This window comes from Rhizorhapis sp. SPR117 (assembly GCF_021742065.1).
The window spans coordinates 25,427-37,536 of record NZ_JAKKIE010000011.1 but is presented as its reverse complement, the minus strand read 5'-3'; the positions used below and the strand labels follow the sequence as shown (position 1 = coordinate 37,536).

At 58.4% G+C, this 12,110-nt stretch carries 10 protein-coding genes and 1 riboswitch; of the genes, 7 read left to right on the top strand and 3 right to left on the bottom strand.

Going from position 1 to position 12,110, the window contains the following annotated elements; translation table 11 throughout:
* Window positions 1-78 precede the first annotated feature (78 nt).
* The 7 genes from L3X40_RS06410 to L3X40_RS06380 all read left to right on the top strand — a co-directional run bounded on the left by L3X40_RS06410 (window position 79) and on the right by L3X40_RS06380 (window position 8,366).
* Complete coding sequence (locus L3X40_RS06410) at window positions 79-1,761, top strand: tetratricopeptide repeat protein (protein ID WP_237364933.1); 1,683 nt, start codon at window positions 79-81, stop codon at window positions 1,759-1,761.
* On the top strand, window positions 1,758-2,933 hold the full coding sequence (locus L3X40_RS06405; RefSeq protein WP_237364932.1) for a deoxyguanosinetriphosphate triphosphohydrolase: 1,176 nt from the start codon (window positions 1,758-1,760) through the stop codon (window positions 2,931-2,933). The genes L3X40_RS06410 and L3X40_RS06405 overlap by 4 nt, the downstream gene beginning before the upstream one ends.
* A gap of 73 nt (window positions 2,934-3,006) precedes the next feature.
* A riboswitch (glycine riboswitch) is annotated at window positions 3,007-3,110 on the top strand.
* A gap of 168 nt (window positions 3,111-3,278) precedes the next feature.
* Window positions 3,279-4,415 (top strand): glycine cleavage system aminomethyltransferase GcvT, encoded by a 1,137-nt coding sequence (gene gcvT, locus L3X40_RS06400; RefSeq protein ID WP_237364931.1) that lies wholly within the window; start codon window positions 3,279-3,281, stop codon window positions 4,413-4,415.
* Complete coding sequence (gene gcvH, locus L3X40_RS06395) at window positions 4,415-4,786, top strand: glycine cleavage system protein GcvH (RefSeq protein ID WP_237364930.1); 372 nt, start codon at window positions 4,415-4,417, stop codon at window positions 4,784-4,786. The genes gcvT and gcvH overlap by 1 nt, the downstream gene beginning before the upstream one ends.
* Before the next feature lie 21 nt (window positions 4,787-4,807).
* The gene (gene gcvPA / locus L3X40_RS06390; RefSeq protein ID WP_237364929.1) at window positions 4,808-6,166 is read left to right on the top strand and encodes an aminomethyl-transferring glycine dehydrogenase subunit GcvPA; all 1,359 of its coding nucleotides are present in this window, start codon (window positions 4,808-4,810) and stop codon (window positions 6,164-6,166) included.
* Window positions 6,163-7,728: an aminomethyl-transferring glycine dehydrogenase subunit GcvPB gene (gene gcvPB / locus L3X40_RS06385; protein WP_237364928.1), complete on the top strand. Its 1,566-nt coding sequence runs from the start codon at window positions 6,163-6,165 to the stop codon at window positions 7,726-7,728. Before gcvPA ends, gcvPB begins: the two co-directional genes overlap by 4 nt.
* Window positions 7,725-8,366, top strand: a complete 642-nt coding sequence (locus tag L3X40_RS06380; RefSeq protein ID WP_237364927.1) for a DUF938 domain-containing protein — start codon at window positions 7,725-7,727, stop codon at window positions 8,364-8,366. Before gcvPB ends, L3X40_RS06380 begins: the two co-directional genes overlap by 4 nt.
* Window positions 8,367-8,404: 38 nt before the next feature.
* Here the strand turns inward: L3X40_RS06380 and L3X40_RS06375 are convergent, their stop codons facing one another.
* The 3 genes from L3X40_RS06375 to L3X40_RS06365 form a co-directional block, all read right to left on the bottom strand.
* Complete coding sequence (locus L3X40_RS06375) at window positions 8,405-9,262, bottom strand: DMT family transporter (RefSeq protein WP_272907926.1); 858 nt, start codon at window positions 9,260-9,262, stop codon at window positions 8,405-8,407.
* A 127-nt stretch (window positions 9,263-9,389) separates the two neighbouring features.
* Window positions 9,390-10,202, bottom strand: coding sequence for a class I SAM-dependent methyltransferase (locus L3X40_RS06370; RefSeq protein WP_237364926.1), 813 nt, complete (start codon window positions 10,200-10,202; stop codon window positions 9,390-9,392).
* Between the two features lie 108 nt (window positions 10,203-10,310).
* Window positions 10,311-11,834, bottom strand: a complete 1,524-nt coding sequence (locus tag L3X40_RS06365) for a CpaF family protein (RefSeq protein ID WP_237364925.1) — start codon at window positions 11,832-11,834, stop codon at window positions 10,311-10,313.
* Window positions 11,835-12,110 lie beyond the last annotated feature (276 nt).

Below are 12,110 nucleotides of genomic sequence, written 5' to 3'. Positions count from 1 at the left end.
GCGCCTGCCGCTCATTCCATCCTGTGCGTCTTAACAGTCTGTTTCCTATTCTGCTCAGGGCTTGCTATTGACCGCTTTGTGAAACTGTTATCGGTAAAATTCGTTGCATTGGCGGCCGTACTGTCCGGTTCAATGCTCACCTCGCCACTCCTTGCCCAGAACAAGTCGGCAGAAAGCAATGCGGTGCTTGGGGTGCCCCCATCCTCCGACGCCGATAGCCTTGGCCGTTATCTGAGTAGGCTTGCGTCCAATCCACGCGATGTCGATGCGTTGATCGGAGCCGGGGAGGTTGCGCTGAGGCTTGACGACCCCCGTGCTGCAACGGGATTTTTTGCGCGGGCTGAAGACGTTTCGCCCCAAAATGGCCGGGTGAAGGCGGGCTTGGCGCGTGCGATGCTGGCGCTGGAAAATCCGACCGAGGCGATCCGCTTGTTTGGTCAGGCGACGCGTTATGGCGTCAAGGATACGGATATTGCGGCTGATCGGGGACTGGCATTTGACCTCGTGGGTGATACGGATCGGGCGCAGCATGATTATAAGCTGGCGCTTGAGCGCAGCCCCAATGACCCCAAAATCCTGCGGCGGTACGCCGTATCGCTGGGCATATCGGGCAAATGGCAGGAGGCGGAGCGGGTCCTTGACCCGTTGCTGCGCAAGAGTGACAAATCCGCATGGCGAGACCGCGCCTTCATTCTGGCGATGAACGGGCAGGCGAAGCAGGCACGGAATATTACGCAGGTGATGATGCCCAAATCGCTCGCTACGGCGATTCAGCCCTTCATGGACAGAATGCCTATGCTGACAGCGGCGCAACGTGCGGCCGCCGTACATTTCGGCAATTTTCCATCGACAGCGGCGCAAGCTTCCGTCCCGTCAGCCGGGGATTCAAAGCCGGATACTGCACTCGTGCCCAGCGGCCAGCCGTTGGGCCGCACAGCAACGGCGCCCTCTGCTTCGGCATCGAAAAAGAAAGCGTCCCGCAGCAAAAAAGGCAAGCAATCCTGGCCTACCGAACCGGCCAGGACGGCAATGGTTCAACCGGTGCCAGCTGCTGATGCCGCCGTCCCGACATCGCCCCCAGCGACAAGCGCTGACCGCAGCAGCCATAGTCGCAACGGTGATCTGGTTGGTCCTCCGTCATCTCCTGCGACTAAACGCCTTCAAGCGACAGCGCCGCAGCCGGGTTTTTCCAGCACACCCACACGCCCAACTCCGCCAGTCCCGGCTCCAGCGCCCCCTCGGCAGGTGCAGGCGGATGGACGCAGCCTTGCGGACATCATGAGCGGTGTCACCATCCCTGCGGCAGAGCGCACCCGAACCGTCGCACCTGTCGATCTGGCTGAAATTGCGCGTATTCAGGCGGAAAAGCGCAAGACGGCGGAAGCTGCTGAAGCGAAGGCAAAGGCACGCGCAAAGGCCGACGCGGAAGCGAAGGCGAAAGCTGAAGCGAAGGCCAAGGCAAAGGCAGAGGCCGATGCAAAGGCGAAAAATCCCGCGCGTACCTGGGTCCAGATCGCCACTGGCCGTGACCTGAAGGCACTCGCCTTCGACATGGGCAAGATGCGCAAGAAATACGGGGCAGTGCTGAAAGGCAAGGACGCATGGACATCCGCCTGGGGCTCGACACGCCGCATGGTCGTCGGCCCGTTCGCCAGCGAAAGCGCCGCCAAGGATTTTTATTCCGACTGGATGAAAGCGGGCGGTGATGGCTATATCTGGCACAGCACCGATGGGCTGCAAGTCGAAAAGCTTGACGAATGAAAGGATATCAGGCGTCCTATGCTTGTGATCCTAACAAGAGCCGAGGCCGCCAGCATGTCGAACCGGGCGGTGGAACACGTGGTCCCCGCGATGCTTTCCAACGTGATCGTGACCGGATCATCCACTCGATCAGCTTCCGTCGCCTGCGCCACAAGACGCAGGTGTTCGTTCAACCGGATGGGGACCATTATCGCGTTCGCCTGACCCACAGTCTGGAAGTGGCGCAGATTGGTCGCACTATTGCCCGCGCGCTCGGTTTGAATGAAGACCTGACCGAAGCGCTTTGTCTGGCGCATGATATCGGCCATCCGCCCTTTGGTCATGCGGGCGAGGAGGGGCTTCAGACAGCGCTCAAGGCGCATGGCGGATTTGACCATAATGCCCAGACCCTGCGCACGCTGATGCTGCTTGATTCTCCTTATCCGCGATGGCCGGGCCTCAATCTGAGCTGGGAAATGCTGGAAGGCCTTGCCAAGCACAACGGCCCGGTCATTGATCCCGGCTGGGCGATGCGCGAAGTCGATGGGCTGTACCCGCTTGACCTGCATGGATGGTCTTCGCTGGAGGCGCAGGTGGCCGCCATCGCCGATGATATTGCCTATGACAATCACGACATTGATGACGGTATCCGCGCTGGCCTGCTCAGCATCGACCAGTTGATCGAGGTGCCCTTTGTCGCTGCAAGCTGGAAACAGGTGAGGGCGCGTTACCCTGACCTTTCCGTCGATCGGCTGGTGCCCGAATTGATCCGCGACCAGATTGGTCTGATGGTCAACGACGTTATTGAAAATACGCGGGCGAATGTCGCTGCGGCGGGTATCAGAACCGTTGAGGATGTTCGTGCAGCGGGCCGGATGCTTGGCGGTTTTTCGCCTGCGCTTGCGGAAGCGGAACGTCATTGGAAACGGTTCATGTATGCGACGCTTTACCATCATCCAAGGCAGATCGCCGCATCGGCAGCTGCGCAGAAAATAGTCAATGAGCTTTTCCTGGCCTATCATGCCAACCCTGCCCTGATGTCCGACAGCTGGGTTGCTCATTGCGATACATCCGAGCCGGATAAAAGCCGCCATATCGCCGATTTCATTGCCGGCATGACGGATCGCTATGCCCTTTCGCGCCACAGTGAAATTTACGGGGCGACCCAACTGCCCGAAGGGTTTGTCCTCTGATTGCTGCACTGCCGCGATTGACAGAATCGATCAGCTAAGCGAAGACTTGGATGTCGCTGCCCGGATTCGGGCAGATGACGATGCGGGAGAGCGTCAGTCGTGTCGGAAACGATGCGAATGTCCGCCGAAGGAGCAACCGCCCCGGAAACTCTCAGGTCAAAGGACCGCATCGTCAGGTGGCACTCTGGAAAGCGGGTGGAGAAATCCATCCCACCGAAGGTGTAAGCCGCGCGGAATCCACACCCGCCGGTCAAAGCTCTCAGGTTTCGTGACAGAGGGGGTGATGGAGCAAGGCACGTTCGCGGGCATTCTTCATCTATCCTTACTTGAAAGGCGAAGCCGGATATGAGCGACACGGAATATAGCGAAACCGATATGGACATCGCCGATGCGCTGTTGCCGCTCGATGAGTGGCATCGAGCGCAGGGCGCACGAATGGTCAGTTTCGCGGGCTATGTCATGCCGATCCAGTATGAAGGCATTATGGCCGAACACCTGTGGACCCGGCAACATGCGGGTCTGTTCGATGTCAGCCATATGGGGCAGCTCCTCTTTTCGGGCGAAGGTGTGGATGCCGCACTGGAAACGCTGCTGCCCGGCGATGTCATTGGCCTGAAAGAAGGGCGGATGCGCTATTCGCTGCTGCTGGACGCTGACGGCGGCATATTGGACGACCTGATGGTCACACGGCGAACCGATGGCATCTACATGGTCGTCAATGGCGCGACCAAATATGACGACATTGGTCATTTGCGTGAAAACCTGCCTGATGAAATCACGATCAACCATATGGAGGATCAGGCGCTTCTGGCGCTTCAGGGACCTGAGGCGGCAGGGGCGCTGGCAACGCTGATTGCGGATGTTGATACCCTCTATTTCATGCAGGCGGGGGCTTTCCGCTGGCACACATATGACCTTTGGATCAGCCGTTCCGGCTATACCGGCGAGGATGGCTTTGAGATCAGTTTGCCGTCAGAGGCAGTAGCGGCATTTGCCGACGCACTCTGCGCATCGGAAGCAGTCAGGCCTATTGGGCTGGGCGCACGTGATTCCCTGCGGCTGGAGGCCGGGCTGCCACTTTATGGCCATGACCTTGATGAAAATATCGATCCCGTGACGGCGGATCTGGGCTTTGCCATTTCCAGGCGGCGGCGAACGGAAGGCGGCTTCCCGGGTGCGGAGCGGGTATTGAAACTGCTTGCGAACGGGGCGCCGGTAAAGAGGGTCGGCTTGCTGCTCGTCGGTCGCCTGCCCGCACGCGAAGGCGCAAAACTGTTTTTCGGCGGCGAAGAGGTGGGCAGCGTCACTTCTGGTGGCTTTGCGCCCAGCGTAGGCACGCCGATCGCCATGGCCTATGTTCCGTCCGCCGCCGCCACGCCCGGCACGATGGTCGAGCTGGAGGTGCGCGGCAAGCGCCTTCCCGCCACCGTTACGGCGATGCCTTTCATACCCCATAGCTACCATCGTCAAGGAGCCAAATAATGAGCCGATATTTCACCGATGAACATGAATGGATCGACGTCGAGGGCGAAATCGCCACCGTCGGTATTACGGACTATGCCCAGGGCCAGTTGGGCGATATCGTCTTTGTCGAACTTCCCGCCGAAGGTGCGGTTTTCGAGAAGGGCGACGATGCGGCCGTGGTTGAATCGGTCAAGGCTGCCTCGGACGTCTATGCCCCCATTTCAGGGGAAGTTGTTGAGGTGAACGGCGATCTGGAAGGCGAACCGGCACTCGTCAACAGCGATGCTGAAGAGGATGGCTGGTTCTTCAAACTGCGCTTGACCGATGCGTCTGAGCTTGAGGGTCTGATGAACGAGGCGGCCTATAACAGGTTTGTCGCGGCGCTTTAAGCTACAGAGTTAGGACAGAAGATGCGCTACCTGCCACTTACCGACGCCGACCGGAATCAGATGCTGACCCGCATCGGCGCTTCGTCCATCGATGATCTGTTCGCCGATGTGCCGGTTGAGGCACGCCTTTCGCAAAAGATCGCGGGCCTTCCCGATCATGCCAGCGAACTGGCGGTTGAACGTCATCTTTCGGCGCTTGCCCGGCAAAATATGGCGGCGGGTGAGGTGCCTTTCTTTCTGGGCGCGGGCGCATATCGTCACCACGTTCCGGCCAGCGTCGACCACCTGATCCAGCGCGGTGAATTCCTGACCGCTTACACGCCCTATCAGCCTGAAATTGCGCAGGGTACATTGCAGGTCCTGTTCGAATTCCAGACGCAGGTCGCACGTCTTTTTGGCTGCGATGTGGCGAACGCCAGCATGTATGATGGGTCGACCGCTTGTTGGGAGGCCATCGTCATGGCCCGCCGGATTACCAGGCGATCAAAGACCATTCTTTCATCGGGCTTGCATCCGCATTATGTGTCGGTTGCAAAGACTATGGCGCGCTTCACCGGTGACGAGCTGGTCCATGAAGCGCCGCGCCTTGAAGCGGCAACCGATATAGATGATTTGATTGCTCGCATAGACAGGGACACAAGCTGCGTCGTTGTTCAATATCCCGATATATTAGGACGTATCAGTGACTTAAGCGATATTGCTTCTAAGGTGCATGAAGCAGGCGCTCTTTTAATCGCTGTTATAACCGAACCGTTGGCGCTGGGTGCCCTCACGCCTCCGGGCGAGATGGGTGCGGATATCGTTGTGGGCGAGGGACAGTCGATCGGCGTCGGCTTGCAATTTGGCGGGCCTTATCTGGGCCTTTTTGCCTGTCAGCAGAAATATGTGCGCCAGATGCCGGGGCGCCTGTGCGGTGAAACCGTCGATGCCGCAGGCAAGCGCGGTTTCGTCCTGACGCTTTCGACGCGGGAACAGCATATCCGGCGTGAAAAGGCGACGTCCAACATCTGCACCAATAGCGGGCTATGTGCTCTGGCATTTTCAATTCACATGACGCTGTTGGGGGAAAAGGGGCTGCGCGAATTGGCTATGCTTAATCATGGCCTTGCGGTGCAAGCGGCAGACCGTCTTTCGCACGTGTCCGGTGTGAAACTATTAAATGACAGTTTTTTCAATGAGTTTACTCTCATTCTTCCGCAAGATGCGAGGCATGTCGTTCGGCAGCTTGCCGACCGGAATATCCTGGGCGGGGTATCTTTGGGACGCCTTTATCCCGATGCGCCGGGCATCGGCCATGGCATTGTCGTTGCTGTCACCGAAACCACGACGGACGAGGACGTCGAGGCTTTGGCAACAGCGCTTGAGGAGATATTGGCATGAACATGCTCAGCGAAGGTCGTCCGACACGCCCTGACCATATGGAAACGGCTTCGCCCGCCACGGCCACCGGCAACCGCGCGCTGATGCTGGAAGAAGCGCTGATCTTTGAAATCGGGTCCAGCGAAACCACCGGCGTTGATTTTGCTGTTGCTCCCAAGGTTTCGTCCCGCCTCGGCGGTTTGGAACGAAAGCGGCCTATCGGTCTGCCGGGCCTGTCCGAACAGGAGACGGTGCGTCACTATACCCGGCTGAGCCGTCAGAATTACGCCATCGACCTTGGCCTGTTTCCTCTCGGCTCCTGCACGATGAAGCATAATCCGCGCCTTAATGAAAAGGTTGCGCGGCTGCCCGGTTTTGCCGATCTCCACCCGCTTGCTCCGGTCAGCACGGTGCAGGGCGCATTGGCCGTCATCGACGAACTGGCCCATTGGCTCAAGACGCTGACAGGCATGCCCGCCGTGGCGATGAGTCCCAAGGCGGGCGCGCATGGCGAATTGTGCGGGCTGCTCGCCATCCGTTCCGCGCTGGAGGCCCGGAACGATCCCCGTGCGGTAGTGCTGGTCCCAGAAAGCGCGCATGGCACCAATCCGGCCACGGCGGCATTTTGCGGATACAAGGTGGAAAATATTCCCGCCAATGCAGACGGCCGCGTTGATCTGGCAGCACTCACGGCGCGGCTTGGTCCGGACGTGGCGGCGGTGATGATCACCAATCCCAATACCTGCGGCCTGTTCGAACGGGATATGAAGAATATCGCTGATGCCGTTCATTCTGCTGGAGCATTTGTTTACTGCGACGGTGCGAACTTCAACGCTATTGTGGGGCGGGTGCGTCCCGGCGACCTTGGCATCGATGCGATGCACATCAACCTGCACAAGACGTTTTCAACACCCCATGGCGGTGGCGGCCCCGGCAGTGGCCCTGTGGTGTTCAGCGCCGCTCTGGCCCCCTTTGCGCCCTTGCCCTTCATCGAACGGGCCGATGACGGCTATCATCTGGTGGAGGAAGAAACGGCGGACGAGCATCATGGCGCAAGCTTTGGGCGCATGGTCGCCTTTCACGGCCAGATGGGCATGTTCACGCGCGCCCTTGCCTATATCCTGAGCCACGGCGCCGATGGATTGCGGCAAGTCAGCGGGGATGCGGTCCTGAATGCCAATTATATCCTCCGCAGTCTGGAGGACGTACTTGATGCGCCCTTTGGAGCAAGCGGCCCTTGCATGCATGAGGCATTGTTGGGCGACAAGGGTTTTGCCGAGGGCTTCACTACGCTGGACGTCGCCAAGGGCCTGATTGACGAGGGCTTTCATCCAATGACTATGTATTTCCCATTGGTTGTGCATGGCGCGATGCTGATCGAACCGACGGAGACGGAAAGCAAGGCAGCACTCGACCAGTTCATCATGGCGTTGCGCAGCGTTGCCGGTCGCGCGAAAGCGGGTGATCCCACGCTTCGGTCTGCCCCGCATTTTGCCCCGCGCCGCCGCCTCGATGAAACGCTGGCCGCACGCAAGCCGGTGCTGGTATGGGAGGACCCGGCCCTTCGGGAAGCCGCCGAATGACCGATGGGCCGCAGCCCTGGTTTGCCAGCAAAGCAGAAGGGGCGGAAAAGCGCCATGCCCCGGCAGCGTTGCGCAACCGGGATGCTATCGCCGCGGTTTTGCGTGACATACTGCCAGAGCGCGGCCTTGTCCTTGAACTGGCCAGCGGCAGTGGCGAACATATTGTGCATTTCGCTGGTCTTTTTCCAGCGCTTGAATGGCAGCCGAGCGATCCTGATGCTGCTGCCTTGTCCTCCATCGCTGCGTGGTCGGGAGAATCCGGATTATCCAATATTCGGACACCGTTGGCCATTGATGTACAGGCCGACAATTGGGGTATGGACCGCGCCGACGCGATCCTGTGCATCAACATGGTGCATATCAGTCCATGGGAAGCGACTGTCGGGCTGATGCAAGGCGCGGCGCGTCTGTTGCCATCGAACGCGCCATTGTACCTCTATGGACCTTATTTGCGCTCGGATGTGGCGACTGCGCCAAGCAACCTTGCCTTCGATCAATCACTGCGCATCCGTAATCCTGCCTGGGGTTTGCGCCGTGTCGACGATATGATGGATCTTGCGCAGGAAAACGGTATGCTTTTTTGCGATCTGGTGGAGATGCCGGCCAACAACATTTCGCTGATTTTTAGCAAATCCTAAAGCGTCGCGCAGATACCCGGCTTGCTCTATGCTGGCTTTTAAATAGCTTTGGCTCTGATCCGCTCCCTCCAGGCGATGTACAGACCGCTGCCTATGATCAATGATGCTCCGGCCCAGGTCGCTCCACCGGGCCAGTAATCCCAGATGAGCCAGCCGAGCAGCGTTGCCCAGATGAGGCTGGAATAATCCATGGGCAATACCACCGATACCGGCGCCCAACGTAGTGCGCCTGTCAGGCAAATCTGTCCTGCGCCGCCGGCAAGACCAACGACAGCCAACAGGCCCCACGTGAACAGATCATGGGCTTGTCCGAAGAATATCAGGCCGATGGCGAGCGGCGGAAGCGATAGAACCGTGTACCAGAACACGGTTGTTGCAGTGGCTTCCGTCCGGCCAATCTGGCGAACCAATATGCTGACCACTGCGACTATCATTGCCGCGGCGATGGCGACGGCAAGCCCTGTCGTCGGAAAATGGTTCGCATCGGGGCGCACTATCACCAGCACACCGCAGAAACCGACTATTACCGCCGTCCAGCGATGAATGCCGGTCGCTTCTTTCAGAACGAGCGCAGACAATATTGTCGCAAATATCGGAACTGTGAACCCTATCGTGGTCGCTTCGGCCAGTGGTAGCAGCATGACCGACAGAAAGTTCAATATCATCCCTGCCATGCCCACTGTGGCGCGGACAGCATGGGCGCCAAGGCGAGCGGTTCGGACCGATGTGAAACCCGGTCCCAACCACAGCCAGCCCAATATCAAGGGCAATGACAGGAACTGCCGGTAGAACAGCGTCTCCACGACATGAACGCCGCGTTGTCCCGCGATCTTGACTGCCGCCAGCATGACGGCGAGACAAGCTATTGCAATGATCCGCAGGCCAATGGCCAACATGCGCCGTTCCTCCCGCACGGGCGGCAGGAATGGCGCATCGGATATGGCGTTTTGGCAGGCAGGCGATGTCGTCACCTGGTAGGCTTTAGAGCAGCCATAGGCCCATGCAAGCTGTGGTCATTGTGGATCAGCGGTTTGGTTTGCGAAATTTCAACGTCATGCGATCGCTTTCACCAATCGCCAGATATGTATTGCGATCAGTTTCGCCTCCCTGCAGCGTAGGGGGTAAGGTCCAGACGCCGCCGGGCCAGTCATGACTGTCCTTTGGGTTGGCATTTATGTCGCTTTCCCCAACAAATTCGAAACCAGCGTCCTTGGCAAACGCGATGACTGAACTTTTCTTCATATAGCCGCTCTTTTCTTCAAGAGCGCTGTCCATTTCCTCGGGTAAATGGTGGTCGACCACGCCCAGAGCGCCGCCCGGTTTCAGCATGGCGTACATCTGTTTAAAGGCGTTTGCCGCGTTATCGATCCCGCCAAAGCGCCAGTTATGGGCATTGCGGAAGGTCAAAACCACGTCGGCTGTCCCATCGGGAACCGCCAGCGCGCCATCGTCATTGGGAAAAACCGCAGCCATTGCGTGGGACAGCCCCGGCCGGGCCGCGATCTTTTCCTTAACGCTTGTCAGACCGCGCTCTGGAGCCGCCAGATAAAGTTGGCCCTGACCCTGTGTCAACGGCCCCAAAATTTCGCTATACCAGCCGCCGCCAGGCCAGATTTCGACAATGGTGTCGGTGGGTTTAACCCCAAAAAAGGACAGGGTTTCTGCAGGATGCCGGTAGACGTCGCGTGCGCGGTTTGCCTCCTGGCGTCCGGCATCAGCGATGGCCGCCGCGATCGCCTGTTTGGGAGCGTTCTCACTCGCATATGTTGCGGAGGGCACGGCTGCCGCAGCGATAGTGAACGACATTACAGTCGTCATGAACGTAAGAACTCGCATAAGCTTTCTCTCCTCGCCGTGCAGATCGTCGCCGATCTTGCAGGTCGAAAGGTGCCGATGCAAGTGCGCTGGTAATCACAACGCAATTCATGGGTCCTGACCCTAAAGTTACAGGCAGGCTTCCAGGAATGCCTGATCGAAGCCGAATTGCTTTGCTTTTTCCAGCGTATAGGGGCGTAGGCCCATCGATCGATATTCGCCGATGATCTTTCCGTTTTCGTCCTCGTCATGATATTCGAACTTGAACAGTTCCTGGGTGACGATGACATCGCCTTCCATGCCGATGACTTCGGTAATATTGGTGACGCGGCGTGAACCGTCGCGCAAACGTTTGACCTGAACGATCAGGTCGACCGAATCCGCGATCTGGCGTGAAATTGCTTCCTTGGGAATCTTGATGTCGCCCATCAGGATCATGTTTTCCATACGGCCCAGACATTCACGAGGGCTGTTGGCGTGAAGCGTGCACATGGATCCGTCGTGGCCAGTGTTCATGGCGGCCAGCAGGTCAAAACATTCCGCGCCACGAATTTCGCCCAGAATGATCCGGTCGGGACGCATACGCAGGGCGTTCTTGACGAGGTCGCCGATGGTTATTTCGCCTTGCCCCTCCAGGTTGGCTGGACGGGTTTCCAGTGGCAGCCAATGGGGTTGTTGCAGACGAAGTTCTGCCGCATCCTCGATGGTCAACACGCGTTCGCCCGGATCGATCATTTTGGACAAGGCGTTCAACATGGTCGTTTTACCCGACCCCGTACCGCCGGAAATAACGATGTTGAACCGGCACGCCCCCGCGATTTTCAGCGCAGTGCACATCCGTTGGTTCATGGCATTCCATTGGGCCAGATTGTCCAGTGTGATCGGCTTGGCGGAAAATTTACGAATGGAAATGGCGGTGCCACGCAACGACAGCGGCGGCACGATGACGTTGACGCGGCTGCCGTCCTTCAGGCGAGCGTCAGCGAGCGGAGTCGTCTGATCGACGCGGCGACCGACCTGATTGACGATGCGCTGGGCGATCTGGAACAGATGCTCTTCATCGCGGAACTGGATAGGCGCGATTGTCAGCTTGCCCTTTTTTTCGATATAGGTCTGATCAGGACCGTTGACCATGATGTCGGTCACGTCCGGATCGGCCAATAATTCTTCAAGCGGCCCCAGACCCAGAAGCTCATCGACCAGCACTTTTTCCAGCGCGAACTGTTCGCGCCGGTTAAGCGTCAGTTTCAGTTCGGCCAGCACCTCCAGGATGATAGGCCGGAACTCTTCGCCCAGTTCTTCCTTGGTCAGTGTCGCTGCGGCTTCCGGATCAACGCGTTCCAACAGGCGGGGGAGCACCTGTTCCTTGATCTTGTGGACAGACGCTTCAAATCCTTGCGCCTTTTCCTGAACATGTTCGGCATTGGCACGGTCGGAAAGGCGCGCCATCGCGTCGTCATTCCGGTTGGGGGCGGCCTGAGGCAGATCGGAGCCGGGCAGGTTAGCCGGGTCAAGCGGCGGAAATTGTTCGCCGCCGGACGTTTCGCTGTCGATGTCGGTCTTCGGAAGCGGGCCTCCGCCCTGCATGGGGCGGGCGACGCCAAAGGCGGGGCGTCCACCGCCGAGCCCGTTTTTCCGTCCAAAAGCACTCATAATTGTCCGCCACCTAATGGGTCGAATTCAAGAAATACTATGTTGTCAAAGCTGGTGAATAAGGGAGAAACTTTGACAAATCGCTAATAGGCCCGAGCAATTTGGCATTCTGGTGGTTGACAGTGCACCTTGCGAACGATAATCAATCGCAACGATTTATCGGAGCTTAATAATCGCTTCTTTCGATCAGTCATATTTAGATTTCTTCTTAGGCGGCTGACTGCGGCTGGTCTAACCTGTATGCGCTGTTGAGGGTTTGCGGCATCATGTCGCGCG

What these genes read in the sequence shown, in the direction of transcription:
- L3X40_RS06375 (WP_272907926.1), bottom strand. Translation starts at nt 9,262, where the DNA reads ATGTTGGCCATTGGCCTGCGGATCATTGCAATAGCTTGTCTCGCCGTC.
- gcvPA (WP_237364929.1), top strand. Translation starts at nt 4,808, where the DNA reads ATGCGCTACCTGCCACTTACCGACGCCGACCGGAATCAGATGCTGACC.
- L3X40_RS06365 (WP_237364925.1), bottom strand. Translation starts at nt 11,834, where the DNA reads ATGAGTGCTTTTGGACGGAAAAACGGGCTCGGCGGTGGACGCCCCGCC.
- gcvH (WP_237364930.1), top strand. Translation starts at nt 4,415, where the DNA reads ATGAGCCGATATTTCACCGATGAACATGAATGGATCGACGTCGAGGGC.
- L3X40_RS06405 (WP_237364932.1), top strand. Translation starts at nt 1,758, where the DNA reads ATGAAAGGATATCAGGCGTCCTATGCTTGTGATCCTAACAAGAGCCGA.
- L3X40_RS06380 (WP_237364927.1), top strand. Translation starts at nt 7,725, where the DNA reads ATGACCGATGGGCCGCAGCCCTGGTTTGCCAGCAAAGCAGAAGGGGCG.
- L3X40_RS06370 (WP_237364926.1), bottom strand. Translation starts at nt 10,202, where the DNA reads ATGCGAGTTCTTACGTTCATGACGACTGTAATGTCGTTCACTATCGCT.
- gcvT (WP_237364931.1), top strand. Translation starts at nt 3,279, where the DNA reads ATGAGCGACACGGAATATAGCGAAACCGATATGGACATCGCCGATGCG.
- gcvPB (WP_237364928.1), top strand. Translation starts at nt 6,163, where the DNA reads ATGAACATGCTCAGCGAAGGTCGTCCGACACGCCCTGACCATATGGAA.